17 protein-coding genes and 1 pseudogene are annotated in these 22,209 nt (G+C 47.6%); 2 read left to right on the plus strand and 16 right to left on the minus strand.

From position 1 onward, the window contains the following. Positions 1-11: 11 nt before the first annotated feature. Entirely contained in the window at positions 12-431 is a 420-nt protein-coding gene (locus HW560_RS00965; protein WP_179261557.1) for an ester cyclase, read from the minus strand. 320 nt (positions 432-751) lie between these two features. Between HW560_RS00965 and HW560_RS00970 the strand changes: the two genes are divergently transcribed. Both HW560_RS00970 and HW560_RS00975 read left to right on the plus strand, forming a co-directional pair. Further along, a complete protein-coding gene (locus tag HW560_RS00970; RefSeq protein ID WP_179261559.1) occupies positions 752-2,797 on the plus strand; it encodes a ring-infected erythrocyte surface antigen domain-containing protein in 2,046 nt (681 codons plus the stop codon). Then, entirely contained in the window at positions 2,734-3,261 is a 528-nt protein-coding gene (locus HW560_RS00975; protein WP_179261561.1) for a transglutaminase-like domain-containing protein, read from the plus strand. The genes HW560_RS00970 and HW560_RS00975 overlap by 64 nt, the downstream gene beginning before the upstream one ends. Positions 3,262-3,384: 123 nt before the next feature. On the opposite strand, the gene HW560_RS00980 is transcribed toward HW560_RS00975, so the two are convergent. From HW560_RS00980 to HW560_RS01050, 15 genes and pseudogenes are all read right to left on the minus strand, one after another. Continuing rightward, complete coding sequence (locus HW560_RS00980; protein WP_179261563.1) at positions 3,385-4,287, minus strand: SDR family oxidoreductase; 903 nt, start codon at positions 4,285-4,287, stop codon at positions 3,385-3,387. A 536-nt stretch (positions 4,288-4,823) separates the two neighbouring features. Next, entirely contained in the window at positions 4,824-6,203 is a 1,380-nt protein-coding gene (locus HW560_RS00985; RefSeq protein WP_179261565.1) for an amino acid permease, read from the minus strand. A 127-nt stretch (positions 6,204-6,330) separates the two neighbouring features. Further along, a pseudogene (locus tag HW560_RS00990) lies at positions 6,331-8,081 on the minus strand (SulP family inorganic anion transporter). A 168-nt stretch (positions 8,082-8,249) separates the two neighbouring features. Then, on the minus strand, positions 8,250-8,579 hold the full coding sequence (locus HW560_RS00995; protein WP_179261567.1) for an ArsR/SmtB family transcription factor: 330 nt from the start codon (positions 8,577-8,579) through the stop codon (positions 8,250-8,252). A 124-nt stretch (positions 8,580-8,703) separates the two neighbouring features. Then, a complete protein-coding gene (locus HW560_RS01000; protein ID WP_090904804.1) occupies positions 8,704-9,603 on the minus strand; it encodes a carbohydrate ABC transporter permease in 900 nt (299 codons plus the stop codon). 15 nt (positions 9,604-9,618) lie between these two features. Next, positions 9,619-10,593, minus strand: coding sequence for an ABC transporter permease (locus HW560_RS01005; RefSeq protein WP_218152291.1), 975 nt, complete (start codon positions 10,591-10,593; stop codon positions 9,619-9,621). 137 nt (positions 10,594-10,730) lie between these two features. After that, entirely contained in the window at positions 10,731-12,404 is a 1,674-nt protein-coding gene (locus HW560_RS01010; RefSeq protein WP_257031574.1) for an extracellular solute-binding protein, read from the minus strand. Positions 12,405-12,561: 157 nt separating this feature from the next. Then, on the minus strand, positions 12,562-14,166 hold the full coding sequence (locus HW560_RS01015) for a response regulator transcription factor (protein ID WP_179261569.1): 1,605 nt from the start codon (positions 14,164-14,166) through the stop codon (positions 12,562-12,564). Positions 14,167-14,177: 11 nt separating this feature from the next. Next, entirely contained in the window at positions 14,178-15,980 is a 1,803-nt protein-coding gene (locus HW560_RS01020; RefSeq protein ID WP_090904807.1) for a sensor histidine kinase, read from the minus strand. A 276-nt stretch (positions 15,981-16,256) separates the two neighbouring features. Next, positions 16,257-16,778, minus strand: a complete 522-nt coding sequence (locus tag HW560_RS01025) for a GNAT family N-acetyltransferase (protein ID WP_090904808.1) — start codon at positions 16,776-16,778, stop codon at positions 16,257-16,259. Continuing rightward, positions 16,775-17,983: a Gfo/Idh/MocA family protein gene (locus HW560_RS01030; protein ID WP_090904809.1), complete on the minus strand. Its 1,209-nt coding sequence runs from the start codon at positions 17,981-17,983 to the stop codon at positions 16,775-16,777. The genes HW560_RS01025 and HW560_RS01030 overlap by 4 nt, the downstream gene beginning before the upstream one ends. Beyond that, entirely contained in the window at positions 17,980-18,834 is an 855-nt protein-coding gene (locus HW560_RS01035; RefSeq protein WP_179261571.1) for a metallophosphoesterase family protein, read from the minus strand. Before HW560_RS01035 ends, HW560_RS01030 begins: the two co-directional genes overlap by 4 nt. A 14-nt stretch (positions 18,835-18,848) precedes the next feature. Beyond that, positions 18,849-19,658 (minus strand): carbohydrate ABC transporter permease, encoded by an 810-nt coding sequence (locus HW560_RS01040; protein ID WP_256222522.1) that lies wholly within the window; start codon positions 19,656-19,658, stop codon positions 18,849-18,851. Between the two features lie 128 nt (positions 19,659-19,786). Next, positions 19,787-20,677: a carbohydrate ABC transporter permease gene (locus HW560_RS01045; protein ID WP_179261573.1), complete on the minus strand. Its 891-nt coding sequence runs from the start codon at positions 20,675-20,677 to the stop codon at positions 19,787-19,789. 129 nt (positions 20,678-20,806) lie between these two features. Beyond that, positions 20,807-22,174 (minus strand): ABC transporter substrate-binding protein, encoded by a 1,368-nt coding sequence (locus HW560_RS01050; protein WP_090904813.1) that lies wholly within the window; start codon positions 22,172-22,174, stop codon positions 20,807-20,809. Between the last annotated feature and the right edge of the window lie 35 nt (positions 22,175-22,209).

Here is a 22,209-nt window from a genome sequence, read left to right on the forward strand (position 1 = left end):
AGAGCTGGTTCTCAGCTCTGATTGCGCTCCAATTGTTTTTCGATCCCCAGCCTGTCAATCTGAATCCAGTATTCTGCAATTCTCTCATTCTCCACTCGATATACCGCACTCGCTATTTCAATCACGGGAAGATTGGTCGGCGCATATCCATCCACTTCTCCAACATGAGTACCCACTTGTCTCCAGCGTACATATACTTTATCTCCCTGTGCAAGCAACTCCTGAATCTGCATCGAAAAATCTCCGTACGCCTCCATCATTTCCCTCACATGATCCGCATAGACGGAGGGCGTTCTTGTGACTGTCACTTCCTCTTCCGAGATTACCTGGTGAGCCAGTACCTGCTCGGCCATCAGTGTATTGGCATAATCAAGATTGCGATCCGAGCGCACTTCTTCAAAAAAGGTCCTGACAATCTGTTCTGGCGTCATCCGATCCACTCCATTTTTCGTTTTATCATGCATTGTACCAGAAGTCTCAACAATTCTCACTCTCTCGCAAAGATCATTTTAACTAACTCTAATACACGATTATCACTCTATTGTATATAGTCATAATATACCATTACATATCTTGACAATAAGTCTATATGACCATAGACTAGCAAAAGACATTAGGGAATTAATAGGAGGTCTTGCTGATAAGAGGTTTGAAAATAGTTTTTAACCAGAAATGATAATCTTCGGTGTTGAGAAATTATTTTTGAAATTAGCCTTTGCAACAACTTAGAATAACGAGAAAGTGGTGTACCATGAAACGTTTATTTTTGATTATGTTTACGCTCACCCTGTTATTGGCTGGATGCCAGAGCAATGACAAGGAGAGTAGCCCGTCCGAGAATACCCCCACAGAAATAGTAGAAGGCTCTAGCGTATTAAGTTTGAAGCAGAAGTATGGCTCCGAATCGGATAAAGCGATTATGCCGATGTATAACGTAGCTCAAGATGAAGAATTTACGTTCAAGTTTAAAGCAGATTTAGGAAAAAGTAACTGGTCACTGAGTGATATGATTTCAGTACATACCGATATTAAAGCACTTAAGGCAAGTGAAGTAGCTTTGTTATCAGATATTCATGACAATAGTATTTCTATTAAACCTCTTGGATGGGGCGTTTTAAGTTCAGATTCCATGATGAAAAGGGGGCAAAGTTCTTGGGGTGGTGCCCCAATATATTACATTCGTCTGAATTATGATCCAGATGCAGAGAAACTGACATTGCTCGAACATCCAATCATTATTCCATTTACGGTGAAATCAGAGTTACCTGTACCCAATCTAAGATACGAAATTGACAAAGATAGACGGTTCAAATTGGTCTGGGACAAGGTTGAGGGTGCAACTGAATATAAAATTTATAAACGTTCTGACCTAACCGACTTTGATACAAACAAACCTTTAACTGGCGAAGAGGATGCTTTCAGCAATAGTATACCTTTAGATATTGCGGTAACGACTGAGACTTCCTTTAATGATTTTATGAAGGACGGAAGAGGCGGGCTTGCGACTTATAATGAAATGATAACGACTCATCAGAACCATGGTATACGAGGAGAATATTACGTCACTGCAATCGGTGGGGGCAAAGAGTCCAATTTTAGCAAAGGGGTCCCTACTGCTCCACTGGCATCCCAGTTACCGACAGCTTTGAAAGAACAACTGTATATGGAGAAATTAAAGAATATAGATGTACTTCCCCAAAAAACGACAGTTGAGTACAATGATGGTTCTTTAGCCCTTGAGACGATCATCTATGATACTGCCAACGTAGAGATTTCGGAGTTCAACGAAACGAATATTCCGTTTCACATTAAAGGAACAGCTCTGAAAAGTTACGTACGAGTGGAGAATGTGACCCAAGATGACCTGGATAGACTTGCCCAGCAAACCGTGGCTGATTCCAGTAACGGACTGGTAGAACCGAAAAATGACACACCATACGTCCCTGCACCTGATGTGCCAACCATTATCAACAATCATGATGCACCTGCGACTGAGCCGGCAACGGAAACAGAAGCAGACACAGAACCGACGTTGGAAGAAACTCCATCTACGGAGTCCACAACCAATATTGGAACGTCAGAGGATAAAATTGATTCTGAATCCAACGAGGCTTCCGATGATACTTCCGATAAAGCTTCTGATGAAATTACGAGTGAATCACCTGAAACTGAAGAAGACAACTTGGTGGATGAGCAGAAATCCAATACACACCAGAATGTAGAACAAGGCAATCAGGAAACGGTTCCTGAGCCGGCTACAGGCGATGCAATGATCAATGCAGATTCTGCATTGGAAGAAGTTTTGGCTAAAAACATGGTTGCTGCCCATGACAAGATCTCATTAAAAGCTTTTCCAGAAGCCCAGAATTTCACAACGCTCTCCGATGTTGTCCTGAAAGTAATGTACCAGAATCCATTGATTCTGGGTGTGGAAGGTTTTGAATACAATTACGGTACACTTACCCTTTCAATCCATTACAATGAGTCGGTAGATGTCATCCAGAAGAAACAGAGCGAGATTATTGCCAAAGCAAACGAAGTTGTTGCTTCCATCATCAAGGATGGCATGAAGGATGATGAGAAACGGAAAGCCATCTACGATTATCTGAACGATAACGCGAAGTATGATGATGCGGCACTTGAAAATGCGGAACAGAACAACTTTAAAAATGTCGATGCACAGTTCAATGATTCGTTTACCACTTACGGTATCCTGGTCAAAGGCGTTGGCGTATGCGCCAGCCTTCCGTCTACAAACTGCTCTCCGATCTGTCTGGACTGGAAAGCATCGTCGTAACGGGAGCTTCTAGCGGTGTTCCTCATGCGTGGAATAAGGTCAAAATCGGGAATGAATGGTTCCATGTGGATGCCACCAACAATCTGACCAATTCCGGTATTCCTTACTTCCTGTACAATGCAAATGATGAGACGGCTGCAAGTCAGAAAACGATAGCCGACAAGGATTACTGGCTTGATTCCGAACTCGCCCTGTTTAATGGTGAAAGTGATGCGAACGATTATTATGTACAGAACGATCTCGAAGTCGCTTCCATTAGTGAATACAAAACGAAGGCTGAGAGTGAACTGAAGAATGGAGAAAATCGGGTAATTCTCCGTTTTGCCTCACCTGTGGACTCTGATGAGCTGATGACAGCTGCAGGCGAAGCCCTCGCTGCGGTAGATGAGGCCCTGCTTAATACGGCTCAATTGGCCACGCTTGGCAGCTACGCCATTCTGGAGCCTAACCCGGATCAGAAGTAATGCAATAATCAGGAAAAATTCCATAACAACAAAGAACTCCATTCACCTTCATCGGGAATGGAGTTCTTTGCTTCTCTTGCCAATGATCACTGACCTAAGATTCATAGGCCTTTTTATCCAAAATTACGGACTAACTGTACCGCCATTGGCGTTCAGTGTCTCACCGCTCACATAGCTGGATTCCTGGCTCGCCAGGAACACAAACGCTGGTGCCATTTCAGCAGGTTGCCCTGCACGACCCAGCGGAGTATTGGAGCCGAAATCAGCAAGCTTCTCTATGGGCTGTCCACCAACGACCTGAAGCGGTGTCCATACTGGACCTGGTGCGACGACGTTTACGCGGATGCCTTTGCTGCCGACTTGCTGAGCCAGCGCTTTGCTGAAGGTGTTGATTGCTGCCTTTGTTGTCGCATAATCCAGCAGGATTGGAGATGGCTTATAGGCCTGAATAGAAGACGTGTTAATGATGGAGCTGCCTGGTTTCATGTGTTTCACCGCTGCTTTACAGAGCCAGAACATCGAATAGACATTGGTTTTGAATGTCGCATCAAATTGTTCTGTAGTCAGATCGGCGATCTGCTCAACAAACTGCTGTTTACCTGCCACGTTGGCGAGGATATCGATCCCACCGAGCTCTTTTACAGCAGATTCAATGAGTTCTTCGCAGTATTTCTCATCCTTGAGGTCGCCTGGAATCGCAACAGCCTTGCGGCCTGCTTCTTCGATCAGTTTGACCACTTCCTTCGCATCGGCTTCTTCCTCAGGAAGGTAAGCCAGGACAACATCCGCGCCTTCACGGGCAAAAGCGATGGCTGCTGCCCGACCAATACCGCTGTCTGCTCCGGTTACAACAGCTTTACGTCCGGTCAGACGCCCGCTGCCTTTATAGCTTTTTTCACCTGCATCAGGTACAGGAGTCATTTCACGCTGAAGTCCCGGCTCCTCCTGCTGCTGCTTCCAATCTGATGTAGCCTTCGGATATTGTGTCGTCGGATCTTGCATGGTGTGCTGGTCTTGATTAGCCATGTTCAATTCCTCCTCGGATTAATTTACACCCTATAAATAGAACGAAATGATTCTACACTGGCCACTACGCGGTCAGGAGCAACCTTCCGATCGCTGTTATCCCCAGATTTTTTTCTATCCCTAATTAAGGGGAAATCCGGGGATAAAGGCGAAGCATATGCTTTCGAAGCAGCTTTCTTTTAGAAAGCTTTTAGCTTCACTTCTCCAGGCTTTCTCTGCCCTCTACGTTATTGTGTAGAAAATAAGTTCAATTTAAATAGACTGTGTAAATTTAAAATTTATTTTGTATATTGTTTTCATAAAAGTTGCACTCTTTCCTTTGTAACCGAGATGGGCGGAATTTAAACTGGCTCTGATAGCAGCTCTTCTATTTTCAATCATAAAACCATCATTTACATGAGATTCAAGCAAGAATTTTGAAAAACAAAAAAATGCACTCCCTGCATGACACTGGATCTCCCGAAGGTTCTCCCATGTATTCAAGGAATGCACGTATGATATTACGATATTAACATCAACGATTTTATAACATAAGGCTAGTGATCCTCGCTTGCATCTACCCGCTGTCTTTTTCCTATGCCAAATACGAAATATCCGATCACAACGATCGCCATAAATGTAGCCCCGACAATCAGGGGTAACCGCGTATCCGGGTTAAATGCCATACCAATAATGACGAGCGTCAGATATACGATGATGATATAGTTGCTGATGGGGAACCATTTGGATTTAAAATTGTGGTCTCCCATTTCATTGCCCCAACGCTTTCTGAACCTGAACTGGCTGAAGGCCAGCGCGAACCATGGAACCATCCCCGGAAGAACACTTGCGCTATAGATGTACAGGAACAGTTTGGAGTCCGGCATCAGGTAGTTGAGTACCACACCCACCAGCAGCAAGGAAATTGTGATGATAATACTGTTGCGGGGAACCCCGCCTTTGGACAGCTTTTTGAAAAAGGCCGGTGCCTGTCCATTCTCCGCAAGCGTGTAAAGCATACGTCCTGCACTATAGATCCCACTGTTACATCCCGACATCGCCGCGGTAAGCACGACAAAGTTGATAATTCCCGCAGCAGCGACAATCCCGACTTTGGCAAACGTCAGTACAAACGGACTTCCCGTCTCTCCCACTTCATTCCAAGGGTACAATGTCACGATGACAAAGATGGCCCCAACGTAAAAAATAAGAATGCGCCACACGATGTTTTTGATCGCTTTACGCAGCGTGATCTTCGGATTTTCCGCTTCACCTGCCGTAATCCCTACCATTTCGACACCTTGATAGGCTGCCGTTACGATACACAGGGCAAAAAGGAAACCTTTGATGCCTCCAGGGAAAAATCCGCCATGGCTCACCAGATTCGATAGCCCAATGGGCTCTCCTCCGTTCCCCCAGCCGAAGAAAATTAGTCCGGTTCCAATCACGATCATGAAGACAATCGCCGTCACCTTGATCAGCGCAAACCAGAATTCAAATTCGCCATAGTACTTTACCGCTGCCAGATTCGCAGCCGCAATAATGAGCACACCAGCCAAGGCAGGCAGCCATTGTGGAATATCCGGGAACCAGTAGCCTACATAAATCCCAATCGCGGTGACTTCCGCCATACCAACCGTGACCCAGAGGAACCAGTAACTCCAGGCAGTCAGGAACCCGGCGAGTGGACTGATATACTTATGAGCAAATGTGGCAAATGAACCGGTAACAGGCTCCTGAATCAACATTTCCCCCATAATGCGCATGACAAAAAAGATAATGATCCCGGCCAGCAAATAGGCCAGCAGCACTGAAGGACCTGCCCATTTGATCGTACTTGCCGATCCCATGAACAATCCGACCCCGATCGTACCTCCGAGTGCAATCAGCTCTACATGGCGGGGCTTTAGCCCTCTGGATAGTTGCTTCGATTCCAAACGATTCTCCCCTTTTCACATTCGCATTAACGCAATGCAGAATTACTTCACCAAATTGTACGAGATGTGCCGCAGAAATACAACAAGGAATGTAAGGAAGCGGATACACTATATCAATCATGGACACCTATGAAGTAGGCTCCAGTAAACTTTTCCGTCCAGCAACAGCATCCTCCTGAGACAACACAGCACATTCACGAAAAGCAAAATGCTTGCAGCCTAGGCATTTCTGGTGATTTAGATGCTGTAATGCATAATTGATGGCTTCACCGGTATGCTCAAACATGTGATCCGGATGAATGCCCTCCATTAAACCCGTTTTCCTCATCATCTCCAAGGGCTGTGCCTGAACGCCTGAAAACAGTATCATGCCACCATATCGCTCAAAATGCTTTACCAAACTGGCAAGGTTGGCTTCACCTGTTGTATCCATAAAAGGAACCTTCCCCATACGCAGCAGCAGAATACCTGGTCTTTGATGAATTGAATCCATCACCGATTTCTCAAACAGATCTGCCGCTCCAAAAAACAAAGGGCCTTCAATCGTATACATACTGATCTGCGGACAATCATGCCCTTCATGAACCATATGCGCCATAACCTTCTCATGCTTGTGATCGGGGTCAGGCAGCACTTTGGCAACCTTCAGCATCTCGCTCATGCGCTTCACGAATAGAAGGACCGCAAGGATCAATCCCACCTCCACAGCGGTGGTTAGACTCGTAAAAACGGTGAGCAAAAAGGTAATGAGTAGTACGAGTGAATCACTCGTTTTGGTTTTCATTACATGTATGAACGATCTCCGCTCACTCATATTCCAGGCAACCAGCATCAGCACCGGGGCCATACTGGCAAGAGGGATGTGGGACGCATATGGTGCGAAGAGAACAAGCACCAGCAACACAACAACGCCGTGAATAACGCCAGAAAATGGCGATACTGCACCGGATTTTATATTCGTTGCCGTACGCGCAATGGCCCCTGTTGCTGGAATGCCGCCGAATAGCGGTGTCACCATATTCGCGATTCCCTGCCCAATCAGCTCCCGATTGCTGTTATGACGGGTCCCGGTCATGCCATCCGCAACCACAGCAGACAACAGCGATTCGATGCCGCCCAGCATGGCGATAACAAAAGCGGGCTGCAGCAAGTTCACCACACGCGCCCATGTGATCTCCGGAATATGAAACTGGGGCAACGCTCCCGGAATAGCGCCAAATGACGATCCGATCGTAGCAACCTGCCCTTCAAAAAGAACGCTGCAACTAGCGTCGATAGAATCAACCCGGCCAGTGATGCAGGCACCTTGGGTGCAAACTTGGGCACAAACAGAAGAACAGCCAGACAGATTCCAGCCGTCAACAAACTGTATATATTAATTGTCGAGAAGTGCATCCCGATTTCTTTCATATTGGACCAGAAATCCTCGTGCTTCTCGATGCCGCTCAGCCCCAGAAAATTCGCAATTTGCCCACTAAAAATAATCACAGCAATTCCCGCCGTAAATCCAATGGTCACGGGTCTTGGAATAAATTTGATTAACGCCCCAAGCTTGAAAACGCCCATAAGTACAAGCATTAATCCGGCCATTATTCCGGCGATCAGCAGATTTTCGTATCCATACTGCATGACAATAGCGAAAAGGATCGGAATAAATGCCCCTGTCGGCCCGCCAATCTGGAATTTGGACCCACCCAGCAAGGAAATGAGAATGCCCGCCATAATTGTCGTGTACAGACCATACTCGGGCTTGACCCCGGAAGCTATCGCAAACGCCATCCCGAGCGGGATCGCAATAATGCCAACAATCAGCCCCGATACCAGATCCTTGCGAAATGCGGCAGCATTGTATCCTGCAAATCTTCCCATCCATTTCATCTGTCCTGACCTTCTTTTCTTCATATATTTGAATATTTGAATATAATAAAAAGACTACTCCCGTCTGTGCTCCCTGTCAATCGTAATGCTCACAGCAGTGACCCTCCTAAAACGCAAAAAACAAGAAGTTACCTGAAACTTGCTTCCGGTTCCCCTTGTTTAATGTGTTTAAGTATCTTTTCGAATGTCTTCCAGCATGGAAATGGCGTCAACCAGATGATTGTCAAAAATCTGTTTGGCAACGGCCAACAGGTCTTTAATCAATGGGTCACGCAGCGAATAAGTGACTGTCGTCCCTTCTTTTGTTCCCTGGACAACGTTTTTACTGCGCAATACAGCCAGCTGCTGCGAGACGGCGGAGCCTTCTGATCCCAGAATGCTTTGCAGTTCATTGACGTTCTTCGCTCCTTCGCTCAGCAGCTCCAGAATCTGAATTCTCATCGGGTGCGCCAAGGCTTTGAAAAAATCCGCTTTAAACTGTTGTATGCTCTGATTCATACGCTATGCCCCTTCAATCAAACTTTTGAAGATGCAAATATCATAACATATAACATATTGAAAGGAAGCAGGTTTTCCGCGGCCTTCATTCACAACCGGCCATCCTCACCCTGAATTGCTTTTTTTATTCTTTCACCCCTCCAATGGTGAGTCCAGTCACAAAATATTTTTGCAAGAACGGATATAGTAAAACGATGGGCATGGCCGTCACAACCGTAATTGCTGCCCGAATCGATACGGGAGTGACCATGTTTGTTACATTTTTGTACTGGTCCACATTGACAGTTCCACCCTGTGAAGTCGCAGAGGACAGCAATTTCATCAGCTCATACTGCAAGGTGGTCAAATTCCGGTTGCCCGCTGTGTACAGCATGGAATCAAACCAGGAGTTCCACTGTCCCACGGCGATAAACAGCGCGATGGTGGCCAACACCGGTTTGGATAGCGGAAGCACGATGCGCATAAAGATTTTAAAATCGCCGGCACCGTCCATCTTCGCCGATTCGAGCAGTCCTTCTGAAAGTCCCTGAATGTAGGTGCGGACCACGATCATGTTGAAGACACCGATTAATCCAGGGATAATATATACCCAGAAGTTATTCAACAGCCCCAGTTGCTTGATCAGCATGTATCCCGGAATCAATCCGCCGCTGAAATACATCGTCACCACAAACAGCGTGGTGACCAATTTGTTAAACATGTACTCCTTGCGGCTCAACACGTAGGCCAGCATCGCGGTACAGAACAACTGCACCATCGTCCCAACTACCGTTCTAGCGACCGAAATAAATGCCGCTTGCGTGAGATGGGGATTCTGGAATACGGATACGTAGTTCTGAAGTGTCCATTCCCTTGGCCACAGATATATTCCTCCGCGGATCGTATCAAGCCCATTATTGAAGGATACGGCAATCGTGTTTAAAAAAGGATATAATGTAACAACCATAACGAACAACATAAAAAAACCGTTTGTGAATGAAAATAAATAATCGCCAAAGCTTCGTCTTCTGCTAAATCGCTTCACAGCTACACCTCCTTATCAAATCAAACGCTCTTCGCCAAGAGCCTTGGCAAGCCCGTTGGCCATAAATATGAGCACCAGGCTGACTACGCTCTTGAATATGCCTGCGGCAGTTGCAAGAGAATAGTTGCCCAGGTTAATTCCGTACTTCAATACGAAAATGTCGATGGTCTCGGACACGTCCTGCACCAATCCGTTCCCCAGCAAATATTGAATCTCGAAACCCGCGTTCAGCACGTTGCCGACATTGATAATGAGCAGGATAATAATCGTTGGTTTAATGCCTGGAAGAGTGACATTGAACATTTTGCGAAATCGGCCTGCCCCGTCAATCGAAGCCGCCTCGTACAAGCTCGGATTAATTGAAGTCATGGCAGCCAGATAAATGATGGTACCCCAGCCAATTTCTTTCCACATGCTGGACAAGCCCACAATGCCCCAGAAATATTTCGGCTCGGCGAAGAAATTAATTGGAGCGCTGATGATGTGAAGCTTCGTCAGCAGCACATTGACGATTCCCGTCTCAGTGGATAATACGTTGGCAACGATGCCTGTAACGATGATCCATGATAGAAAATGTGGAAGATAGGAAACCGTTTGCACGACACGTTTGAACAGCACCATCCGCAATTCGTTCAACAGAAGCGCCAGGCCAATCGAGCCAACAAAGCCCAGAAACAGACTGATTAAGCTCATCGCCAGCGTATTTCGGATGACACGTACAAATGTAGGGTCCGTGAACAGGGTTTTAAAATGCTCCATGCCTACCCATTCCTGCTGAAAAAAACCAAGGCCGGGTCTGTAATTCTGAAACGCCATCAACCAGCCCCATAACGGTCCATACGCAAAAATAGCGATAAACGCAATAAATGGAAATGACATCCACAATAATTGACGCTGACTTTTCATTCGTGACAGGTTATACCCGATCCAGCTTTTTCCTGATGGAAAATGGCTTGCCTTTATCCGGTGCTGCAACTCATTTTTGGCCATTCTTTTTCTCTCCTTGCTTACGAGTTTATCTATATCAACCTCGTGTGGATGAATCGGTCCATTCCAATCCAATCTCCGATTTTATCGTGTAAGAAAAGGCTACAGGATTCCCCATAGCCTTGCTGCACAGCAGATCCTTACCCCCACAGCTCCACGCGTCTGCGGACTTCCTCCGTTAATGCATCTTCATATGCTTTGATATCCGCACTCTCCTTGAGAGTGGCCTGATACTCTTCCCAGGCCTGGTCAAACTCGGCTGGTGACGTCATGATCACTTTAGGCAGCCATTTTCGTTTTACGTCGTCCATTTTCTGTCTAGCAATCGTCTCAGGTTTGTTGGGTTCAAAGTTATAGGTATAGATCGGGAACCATGGTTCGTTGTCCTCCGCAGGCTCCAGGAAATCCGTAAACTTCGTATATCCGTAAGCCTTCAACACTTTTTTGTCGATGTCATTCAGTGTGGCCAGATATTCCTCCGGTTGCTCCTTAGGGTCGAGTGCGTTTTTTCCGTCAGCAGTCATGCCTTCATGATGCGGAAAATATACCAGGGGACTTCCCGTGTTCGCCAGCACCCAGTCTGGATCTTTGGAATTGGAACGCTGCTCTTCATTCCGGGAGAATACGCCTTTTTCATCGACCTGGTAATCCACGCCTTCCTGTCCCCATGTTCTCAATACTTCCATCTCAGGGTCCAGCAAATCATTAATATACTGAAGCGCTCCCTCTACATCCTTGCAACTCGTTGTAATGGCCAAGCCGCCATTCACGTTTAGGATTGGCTTGTGCTGATAGCGTCCCTTTACATCCTCGGAAAGCGTGATGGACAATGGCACATAGGTTTTGTCGTACAATTTTTGCTTCACGAGCGATGCCTCGGCGTCAAGGAACTGCCACCCCTGGTCCACCATGCCCAGCACACGTCCGGTTGAAAGTTTGGAAATATATTGATCAAAGTTTGCCGTAAATGTCTCGTTATCGACCAAACCTTTATGGTACACTTCATTGATCTTTTTGAAATACGCCTTCGCTTCAGGAATCGTATTGTAGTTTTTGGCCGTCAGCGTTTCTTTGTCTATGATAGCTGCCCCTTCATTGGGGTAACCAGCCAGGAAGAGCGGAGGGTTTTCCAGTGCAAAATATCGCCAGTCATACGAGATAATTTCAAATCCAATCGTCGGCTGACCGTCAACTGTCGGATGAGCTGCTTTATACCGTTCAATCAAGTCAAAGTATTGATCAAGTGTTTTGATTGTCGGATAATTATCCCATTCCAGCACAGCCTTCTGAATCCAGAATGCTTCTCCGTCATGAGTTACCTTCATGGACTCGCCTTGTACATTGCCAAACTGAGGGATGAAGTAGATATGTCCATCCGTTGTGTTTTTCATTTTTTTCCAATCTTCGCCTAGATAATTTTTGATGTTCGGATATTTATCGATGTAATCCTCAAGCGGGACCAGCGCCCCTGCCGATACCAATTGCTGAGTACCATCACTTCCATCGATAAAGTCGGGATATTCGCCGCCTGCAATCAGCACGCCAATCCGTTCCTTGGCCGTTTGGCCGGTGAGCCAATCCATGGTCACGCGGACACCCGTTTTTTCTTCAATCGCTTTCAGCACCCGATTATCGTCTGGTGCAATTTTCCCCGGCACGGCAAAAAATGCGGAAAATTGCTTCAAATCCTTGCCATCCGCTGTCTTCTCACCAGACGAGGATGATCCTGGCGTACATCCGGCAAGTGCAACAACCAGTATTAAAGCCAGCAAAACGCAATGCCTGATTTTTTTTCTAACATCCTTTTTCATCATGACCCCTCCATCGATTATTTGGACAGAAGCTTTGTGGAAAGCGCTTTCCAAAGGCTATGTTAAAATTACCATGTTCCCCTGTCCCCCTCAACGGGAGAAATTATAGGCGAAATCCCAATAATTCCAGTTCAATGGCAATAAAAATCCTGCCCCTCCATCAAGGAGTGCAGGATGTAGAATCGGCAGCGTACGCTGCCTGGGCTCTTTTGCGATATTGCGCAGGCGTCTCATCCATGAGTTTCTCGAACCGGTTAATAAAGTAATCGGAATCGCGATATCCGACAGCTGTTGCAATTTCATATACCCTTTGATCGGTTCTGCGCAGCAGCCGGGCGGCTTCCTCCACACGCAATTGATTCAAATAATCATTGAAGGACAGAGCATAATGCTTTTTGAAAATCTGACCCAAATACGCACTGTTCATGTAAAATTGCTCTCCCAGCAATTTCAGGCTGATGTTCTCCCTGTAATGTTCATGAATGAATGCCTCGATTCTGGCCAATACACCCATTGCGTTCCATTTCTGCTGCTCCTTCAGCTTCTCTGCGCACAGTCGCGAGAACTCCCATAAATTTTCAATGTTAGCCTCCATAGACAGCATCGCGTAATTCATCTGGAGGAACGCTGACTGCATCAACCCGGAATCCGGGGGACCCGTCTCACCTTTTACAAGTTCCAACAGATTGTACGCCAAATAATGCAACTGAATGCGGACGATGCCCGGCTCGATTCGTTCATTGAGAAAAAATTGAAAGATCGCCTCTGCATGACTGCGAAGCTCATCCATTTGCTGTTGCTCAATCGACTTGATCAGGCCATCAAACAATTGTTTCTCTCGTTGTCCTGGCTGTTTCGTAAATATTTCAGTATTCATATGCTCGAAGTAATACATGGGGCCACTCGTGGTAAAAAAACGCAAGCTCTTCATTTTGCCGCAGGATTGGTAGGACTCATACAGTTCCTCCACCCTCTGTACTTCCTTTCCGATATAGAAGGCAACTGCCGACTCCTGACCCTGATTCAGCTCGCCATGTAATCGGCCGATATATTCCTCCAACGCGATAGCCTCCTCCTTCAGCATCAGATCCGTGAGAATGAGCAAAACCGCATTCTTTTCCCCCGTGAACGGCTTCAGCACTTGTCCCTTGAAGGGCTCGCCAACCGATGCTTCAACCCGGGAGTACCAATCCGTTTCGCATTCTGCTCTCCCTGCGGTCTCCCCTGTCGCCTCGATCAGCATGCAGCGCAGGAAGTTGGCACTCTGATAGCTGGACTGCACATTTGCAACAGATTCTTTATCGGCTGACCCAAGCAAGATGGACTGCATATGCTGAGCCAAGATGATCCGGTCCTTTTCTTGCTGGTGTCGCTTCTCTTCTGTCCGCGCATCGAATGAGATTCTGAATTCCTCAAGCACTTGAACCAGTTCCGTCTTCACGATGGGCTTGAGAATATAGTCATTCACCTGGTATTTAATCGCCTGCTTGGCATACTCGAACTCGTAGAATCCGCTTAGCAGGATCAGCTTGATCTCGCCGCCATACTGTTCGTACAAGGTTCTCGCAAGCTCCATGCCGTCCATCTCCGGCATCTTGATGTCGGCGATGACCAGGTCAGGGTGCACGGCCCGAATGCACTCCAGCGCCTGCAAACCGTTTGATGCCTGACCGCAAATCTGATATCCGCATGACTCCCAATCGATAAGTAACTGAAGTCCCTGGCGAATAAATGGCTCATCATCCACAATCAGCACGTTGATCATATCCTCGCTCCTTATCCCTGAGATGCTTGCAAAAGGGGAATATGGATGGCAACCGTTGTCCCCTTGCCCTTTTCGCTGAAGATGTCCATCTGCACGCAATCATCGAAATACATCCGCAGCCGAATATAGGCATTCATCATGCCGATGCTGCTAAGCTCGCTCATCCGATCGATGTTTGGATCACGCATCATCGCTCGAAGCAGCGCCAGCTTGTCAGGATCGATGCCGACTCCGGTGTCCCGAATGGTTATGGAGAGCTGCTCGCTTCGAATTTCGAACAAAACCTCCACGATCCCGTCACTCGACGTGCTCTCGATGCCATGGATGCAAGCATTCTCGACAAAGGTGAGCACGGTCAGCTTGGGGATCATCAGGTCTGGAATAGAAGGATCTGTGACCCTGATTGCGAATTGCAGCTTGTCACCAAAGCGATATTGCTGAATGTTCAAATAACTCTCCACGAACTTGATTTCCTCTGCAATGGTAATCAGGTCATCCCCCCAATTAATCGTCTGGCGCAGCAGCAATGCCAGCTTATGAATAATATCCGAGGTTTCAAGCTCATCCTTGATCAAGCTCCGCATACGGATCGTTTCCAGCGTATTGAACATGAAATGCGGATTCACCTGGCTTTGAAGGGCCTTCAGTTCCGCTTGCTTCCTGGAGAGTTCAAGGGCTTGCCGCTCCACCTGACCCTTAAATACAATCTCGATCAGGTTCCTGATCTTGATCACCATCATATTGTAGCTGTGGGTCAGGCTACCAATCTCGTCCTTGCCCACAGGTCCTGAAATGACCTCAAATTGCTCATGCTTCACTTGATCCAGATGCTTCGAAATCCGGTCAATCCTCGTTACCAGCGATCTGGATATCATCCAGATCAGCAGGGTCGGCATCAGCAGATTGAGGATCATCAGGACGGTCACATTGAGCCTGGAATCCATGACCTCGGACAAAAAGTCCAATTTGGCGGCGCTGACGATAATCTGCCAGTTCTCTGATACCACGGGAATCAATTCCGTGGATTGAACAGACGAAATTGGACTGTTCGCCAACAGGTGAAATGGCTGGCGCGTCTGGTTCATTTTTGAATCGTTCGAGAAAATGACCTTGTCATCCGATACCACATATACATTTCCGTTCGTTCCCTCGTTCTTGAGCGACTTGTTGATGAAGGCATAATCCAGATCGACCTTCAAAACCTTCTCCACCTGCTGCTCCCCAAAGTAATCCAGCCTCCGAATGATGCTTACTTTGCGTCCTCCCTGACTTTGTGACATCTCCGCCTGCTGCTTGTCGAAATACGAATAGATCATGATATGGTCGCTCGTATTCATCAACGCTTGGTACCACTCACTTGCTCGAACCGCATCATCCAGCTTAATGAAGTTTCCGCCATTCACAAAGGTATCGTTGCCGACATAAAACGTTACTTGATTCACCTGCTGATAACTGTAATAGTATCTGACCAGATTATTGTTGCTAAGCATGTCATAGTAAGCAAGATAATAGTCTTCGTCATCGCGGTATCTGGACTCCATAAATCGGTTCAGCGTTGCATCCGTATACAGAAAATTGGACACATACAGGCTGTTGTCGATGCTGTTCCGCAGGTTGAACCTGATCCTTTGCTGCATTTCATTGAAACGGTTGTTTTCCTTTTCCTCGATGTTGCCTTTGATGCTTTGATAAAAGACCGTATTGGTTGCCAGTACCGGAACTAGCACACAAAAAATGAACAATATGTACAGCTTCGTTTTGAGACTCCAATCATCTAAAAATTGTTTGCGCTTACAGAACTGCTTTTGGCTCATCTCTTATCATTATCTCCTCTAACAATTACATCGCATCAACGTTATTATATCGTTTTTTGAATCGGAGTTGGTACAAATGATGCCGCCTATCCGTCGTGCTCCGGAAGATCATAGCACCTGGGGTTGAACAACATCATGCATTCCTTGCCCACGTGCCAGAAAAAGTTTGGTCATGAAGGAATTGAAGCAAAAATAAACACTCGGCGCAACAATCGGCCGAGCGTTCGCTTCTCATTTACATTGGCTCCCCTGAGTAAAAACGGTCATGAGGATGCGTTAACTCATCAGTTGGTTGAATACCTTTTCCCAGCGGCTGCTGTGCCCATCCTCCATGAATAAAGGAACAAATCCCAATCGGAGATAGATTGCAATTGCAGGAAGCCTGAAGTCATCCGTCTCAAGCAGGGCCGCTTGCTTCCCCTCATCTCTCATTCGGTGCAAGGCAGCCAGTGCAATGGTATACCCAAGCCCTTTCCCGGAGTGCCCCGGCAGAGCACCCACCATATGCAGATATCCACAGTTGATATCCCTGTCCTCTTTCTCCCATGCTACAGCAGTGGCAACAGCAAGTCCCTGATAACAGAGAAACAGAATCTTCTCCGGCAAAAACGGTGGCTGAAATCCGATCTTGTCGCCGAAGGCAATCTCCCTGGCAAAAGAAATTCGGATCACATGCTCCCACTCCGTTACATCACCAGATTGAAACGATCTCAAGCTGTAACCTTCCGGTATGTTCAGCTGCGGCAGATCTGCCAAAGTATCCTTTTTCATGACCAGCTTGGAGCGTTCATCCCTCATCCTGTAAAGCCTGCCTTTACTCTAAAGTCTGGAAATGGAACCGTGTTCCCGCCCTGCTTCACGGATTGCATCGAGAGGAAAAAGACCGCGCTCCAGGTCACGGCATCATACACATCAACCAGCGGGCTGCGGTTTTCCTGAATCGCCGAGATGAATTCCTCCAGCACCAGAAAATCACCCCCGCCATGCTTCGTTCCCGCCGCTAAGTGCCCCCACTGCTTCCATTTGGGATGATCATATTCGGGCTGATAACAGGACATTTTCTCCCATACATCCGAGCCATCCTCTCCGTTTACCGGAGAGCGGTTCTGCAGCCATACGAGATCTTCCTCATAGGGATGACGCGCGGACAAGTAAGCTCCCTTGGTTCCCTGCAGCATATAATGAGTTTTATTATGCGGCCGGACGGAGACCCAGTCGATACGCAGCGTAATCAGAACGCCGTTCTCGGTCACCAGCGCGGCGACGGCTGAATCCCCTTGACTCCAGTAGCCTTCACGGGCAGCCGGATGATCCTTGCCAAACTGCTCGCTGAAATAATTCTGCAGCGCCCTCGGTTTGGAGACTTGCGCCGAGATGCTTTTAAGCCGATCTCCTCCCGGTTGATTCAGCCCGATCCACTGCGCGGCTGGCCCAATCGAATGCGTCGGATAGTTGACGCCGTTATAATTCTGGTGGAGCTGTCCTCGCCACGTAAGTGAGCCGTCCGGATGATGAATCAGATGGCGTAAATCATGAATATAGCCACCCTCAACATGGGTAATCTCCCCGAATAAACCTTGCTGCGCCATATAATTAACCGTAAGATTGGACCTGGAGAAGCAATAGTTTTCTGACATCATATATTTCAAACCTGTGCGCTCCACCGTCTCGACCAATTCCCAGGCTTCCTCAAGCGACTGCACAGCAATCACCTCACTTAACACATGTTTGCCTGCGTTCAGTGCATCAATGGAATGCCTGGCATGCATATGCATGGGGCTAATTACAAAGACGGCATCAATGGAAGCGTCCTGCAGCATTTCCGAATAGTCGCTATACGTCCTGATCCCCGGGAAAATCCCTTTCCACTGCTCCAGAACCAGTTCATTCAAATCACAAGTAGCCGTCAGATCAATACGGTCAGCCAGAGAATGCAAGGCATTCAGAAAGCTTGCCCCCCGGTTACCTCCCACTATAGCCAGCCTTACTCGCTTGCGGGTCATCGCGTCATCCCTTTCTTCGGAGAGGATAGTGACACAATCAGTTCTGTGGAATGACCATCGCCTTTGGCATCTGGATGCGGTTCATAATCATATATGCCTTTGACAAAAATGTTCGCCAGCTCCTGATACGGTGTCCCCTGCAGCAAAATAGTATTGATGCTCAACTGCTGCTCCTGAAGGTTTACGAGCAGCACCGCTGGGATATCCGGTACAGCCGCCAATTGTACAAAATGCCAATGATCACGTTGGAAGACAGACTGAACATGGTTATGTCCGTTAAAGAAAATGCCCGGTCCCTGATGTTCATTCAGTATCGACCAGATATCGAGTGCAGCATCAAGAGACATCATCGGCTCCGTGGATCTGGCCGTTGTAGCGTATACCGGATGATGGGCGAACACGAGCAGCGGCTTCTGTCCGTACCTGTTCATCTGTCCCCGCAGCCAGTTCAGCTGCTCTTCATCGATCATACCGCCCCAATGGTCGGGATTCTCACGCGCAGTGTCCAGTACCAGCAGCACCGCCTCCTCTTCTTCAATCGCCAGATAGCGATCTTGCCCCGTCATTGCCTGAAGATCGCCCTTGGAACAGGTATGCGTGTCATGATTACCCAGCGCATATAAAAATTCACCTTGCAATAGCTCACTTTTAACCTTACTCATAATAAAATCGAACTCCGAGGGTTCACCGGCATGTGTCAAGTCACCAATAGACAGATGGTAGTCAGCGGAGAATGCCAAAAACTCCGACAGATAACCGGTATAGAAAGCCTCCCTGGCCTCAATCATCGGATCATCCGCCTCTATCAGCTCGCTAGAATAGTGCAAATCGCCCATTACAATCAGTCTCATTATCATAATCTCCCTTATCCTTTGATGCCCGAATGCATAAAGCTGCTGATAAACTGCCGTTGGAACAACATAAAGCCAATCAGCATCGGCGCCGTTACAATCAGGGTTGCTGCGCTGACATCCGTCCACTGTGCACCTGCTTCGGTTGATTTGGCAAACATCGCTAGCCCTACAGTGAGCAGACGATTTTCCGGGGAATTCGTCACAATAAGGGGCCAAAGAAAATCATTCCAATGAAAGCTGATGGAAACGATCGCAAAAGAAAGATAGACGGGCTTCGACAGCGGTATATAAATACGCAGCAAAATGCCGAGCGAAGAACAGCCCTCTACACGCGCAGCCTCATCCAGTTCGTAAGGAAGCTGTTTAAAGGCCTGCCTTAAGAGGAACACGCCAAACGCAGAAGCAAAATAAGGCAGCATAATACCGATCTTTGTATCCAGCAGTCCCAACTCGTTAATGATTTGGTAGTTAGAGAAAATGAGTACATCCGATGGGACCATAATCTGGACGAGAAAGAGCATAAAGACAATATGGCGCCCAACAAAAGCAACGCGGGCAAACGCATATGCGGCCAGGGTTAATGTAACAATCTGAACTGCAAATATTCCTGAGGTTACAAGTAGCGTATTCCACATGTATTGTCCGAATGGTGCCCCCTGCCACACCCGACTGAAATTATCCAGCGTAAAATTCCAGGACCAACCTGCACCAATGGATGCATCCTTTGGAAGAAAGGCATTGCGCAGCATCCACAATAGCGGAATCAGCCAAGCGGCAGCAAACAACAGCATAATTGCATGCCACAACGCTTGTCCGGCCATCCGGCGGCGCCTTGCGGATCGAAACTTCCCGTTCAGCGACTGCTTGGCCTTTTCTGGCCGCAATGTAGCGGACAAGGACAGCTCGGCAGCATTTTTCATGATTCCTATCCCCTTTCACCTTCCACCTTCTACTGGTAATGAATTTGGCGTTCCCATCCCGCAAACTGGAAGCAGGATATTACAAGAAGCAGAACGATCATCACCACGGTCATAGCCGCCGCCATCCCCTGGTCATTGAAACTAAAAGTTGTCTCATAGATATAATATAGAAGCAGGCTGCTGGCATGATCCGGCCCTCCCTTGGTCATCATCCACAGATGATCCACCCATTTGAAGGCATTCGTAATCGCGACGACGGTGACAAACAGCGTTGTGGGCATCGTCAATGGTATGGTGATCCGCAGCTGCTGCGTCCACACGCCGATCCCGTCTACCGAGGCCGACTCGTAAAGATCTTTCGGAATTTGCTGCAAGCCAGCCAGATAAAAGATCATGAAATATCCGGCTTCCTTCCAGACAGTCATCACAATCAGCGAGCCAAGCACCGTATCCGGATTGCCAAGCAGATTAACCTCGCTTCCTGTGAACCAGGAAGCAAACCGGGCAAACAAACCAAACTGAGGCATATAAAGAAACAGCCAAATGCTCGCAGCGGCGATCATTGGAATCATATTCGGGTAGAAAAAAGCAATACGGACCAGACCTTTGCCCCGGATCGCTTTATCTGCGAACAACGCCATTACAAAGGCCAGCGCCATCGAGACGGGAACCGTACCGACGGCAAACCAGATGTTATTTCGGAACACTTCAATAAAAACAGGATCATGCAGCAATGCCTTATAGTTGTCCATTCCTACGAATACGGGCGTGCGTACGGCCAAATTCTGCTCAAACAGACTGAGCCATGCCGATTTAAGCATCGGATAATAGGTGAACATGCCAAGAAACAGAAGGGATGGTAACACAAGTCCCCACCCAAACCCGTTCCGCCTAAGCTTTTCGTTCCAGCGGGTATTCATGCCCGATTCTCCTCCTTGTACTATCTGCGCCTTACATCCCTGCAACTCCGTGAAAAGAAATATCGGCGGGAAGCACTGTCTTGGCTTCCCGCCAGGATCATAACTGAGGAAGGTTCTAATTCAGCAGTTTTATTTGTTAAAAGGAGCGAGCACACGATCCGCTTCTTCTTGTGCGGCCTTCAGTGCACCGGCGGCATCGATTTTGCCAGCCAGCGCGGATTGAATCTGGTTGGTCAGTGCGGAGGACACCTTGCCGTGATTATGCGTGGATAACTCCCTGAATGCATACTGCAGCTGGTCGCGGGCCACGAGTGCCTGCGGAAATTCATCGGTGTACGCCTTCATGGCTTCCGTATCGTAGGCGGATTTGCGAACCCCGACATAACCGGATGAAGAACTGAACAGTGCGGCCTGTTCCGGAGCAGTCATATACTTGGCGAATTCCCAAGCCGCCGCCTGTTTCTCCGGTGTGGTATCTTTGAAAATGTACAGGTTTCCCCCGCCCGTAGGCGATCCGTATTGCTTATTGGCTGGTGCGAAGGCTACACCAAAGTCGAATTTGGCGTTGGTTTTTACGTTCGTCAAGTTGCCGCTGGTGTGCATCATCATAGCCGTTTTGCCTTCAATAAAATCGGTTGGCGTAGCCGCCCAATCAATAACCCCTTCCGGCATTACCTTGTACTTACGGGACAAATCAAGCCAGAATTGCAGAGCTTCGACGTTCTCCGGCGTATTAAAATTGGCCTTTCTGCCGTCGTCCCCCATAATGCTTTGCTTGGGATCGCTCGCATTTTGGCGGGCTAGCATCTGGAACATCCAGTAGGAATCATCATTCCCCGGAATCTCCATCCCTGTATGTCCATCACGATTCAGCTTCCCGGCATATTCCACCAGCTCATCCCAGTTTGTTGGCGGCTTGTTCGGGTCCAGACCAGCAGCTTTGAACATCTCTTTGTTGTAATACAAAATAATTGTGCTTCGCTGGAACGGTACACTGTACGTATGTCCATCCGCTTGGGTATCCTCCACAAATGCCGGATAGAAATCATCCTTGTTATAGTCCGCATCCTTGGCGATAAAATCATCCAGAGGAATTATGGCGTCGGTGTCCATCATGCTGTACAGCTCAGTCGACATCATAACAGCCACATCCGGCGGCTGCTTGGCCTGTACACCTGCCTGAATTTTGATCGTATTATCTCCGTAGTTTCCGGTATAGACCGGTTTAACCTTAATATCCGGGAATTTCTCCATAAAAGATGCACTCATCCCGTCAATAACCTTTGTAAGCGGCCCGCCTACGTTCACCGGGTAATAGAATGAAATTTCAACCGGCTCCTTGGGAGTCTGATCCAAAGCGGTGTTTGGATTAGCTGTTGAAGCCGTTGTACCTGTACCCGCCTTGGTATCAGCTGCATTCCCCCCTCCCTGACTGCACCCGACCAGCATTAACGTTAACCCCAGCGCAATCAGCGCCATTTTCCCCTGCTTCAGCATTTGTTTTCTCCCCTCATATGTGCCGAGCGTTCCAA

Origin of the sequence: Paenibacillus sp. E222, from assembly GCF_013401555.1 — a bacterium.
Taxonomy (GTDB): domain Bacteria; phylum Bacillota; class Bacilli; order Paenibacillales; family Paenibacillaceae; genus Paenibacillus.

Coding starts and splice junctions, on each gene's coding strand:
- HW560_RS01035 (WP_179261571.1), bottom strand. CDS start 18,834: ATGAGACTGATTGTAATGGGCGATTTGCACTATTCTAGCGAGCTGATA.
- HW560_RS00975 (WP_179261561.1), top strand. CDS start 2,734: ATGCGCCAGCCTTCCGTCTACAAACTGCTCTCCGATCTGTCTGGACTG.
- HW560_RS01050 (WP_090904813.1), bottom strand. CDS start 22,174: ATGCTGAAGCAGGGGAAAATGGCGCTGATTGCGCTGGGGTTAACGTTA.
- HW560_RS01030 (WP_090904809.1), bottom strand. CDS start 17,983: ATGACCCGCAAGCGAGTAAGGCTGGCTATAGTGGGAGGTAACCGGGGG.
- HW560_RS01015 (WP_179261569.1), bottom strand. CDS start 14,166: ATGATCAACGTGCTGATTGTGGATGATGAGCCATTTATTCGCCAGGGA.
- HW560_RS01005 (WP_218152291.1), bottom strand. CDS start 10,593: ATGGCCAAAAATGAGTTGCAGCACCGGATAAAGGCAAGCCATTTTCCA.
- HW560_RS01045 (WP_179261573.1), bottom strand. CDS start 20,677: ATGAATACCCGCTGGAACGAAAAGCTTAGGCGGAACGGGTTTGGGTGG.
- HW560_RS01025 (WP_090904808.1), bottom strand. CDS start 16,778: ATGAGGGATGAACGCTCCAAGCTGGTCATGAAAAAGGATACTTTGGCA.
- HW560_RS00970 (WP_179261559.1), top strand. CDS start 752: ATGAAACGTTTATTTTTGATTATGTTTACGCTCACCCTGTTATTGGCT.
- HW560_RS01010 (WP_257031574.1), bottom strand. CDS start 12,404: ATGATGAAAAAGGATGTTAGAAAAAAAATCAGGCATTGCGTTTTGCTG.
- HW560_RS00995 (WP_179261567.1), bottom strand. CDS start 8,579: ATGAATCAGAGCATACAACAGTTTAAAGCGGATTTTTTCAAAGCCTTG.
- HW560_RS01020 (WP_090904807.1), bottom strand. CDS start 15,980: ATGAGCCAAAAGCAGTTCTGTAAGCGCAAACAATTTTTAGATGATTGG.
- HW560_RS00965 (WP_179261557.1), bottom strand. CDS start 431: ATGACGCCAGAACAGATTGTCAGGACCTTTTTTGAAGAAGTGCGCTCG.
- HW560_RS01040 (WP_256222522.1), bottom strand. CDS start 19,658: ATGGCCGGACAAGCGTTGTGGCATGCAATTATGCTGTTGTTTGCTGCC.
- HW560_RS00980 (WP_179261563.1), bottom strand. CDS start 4,287: ATGGCTAATCAAGACCAGCACACCATGCAAGATCCGACGACACAATAT.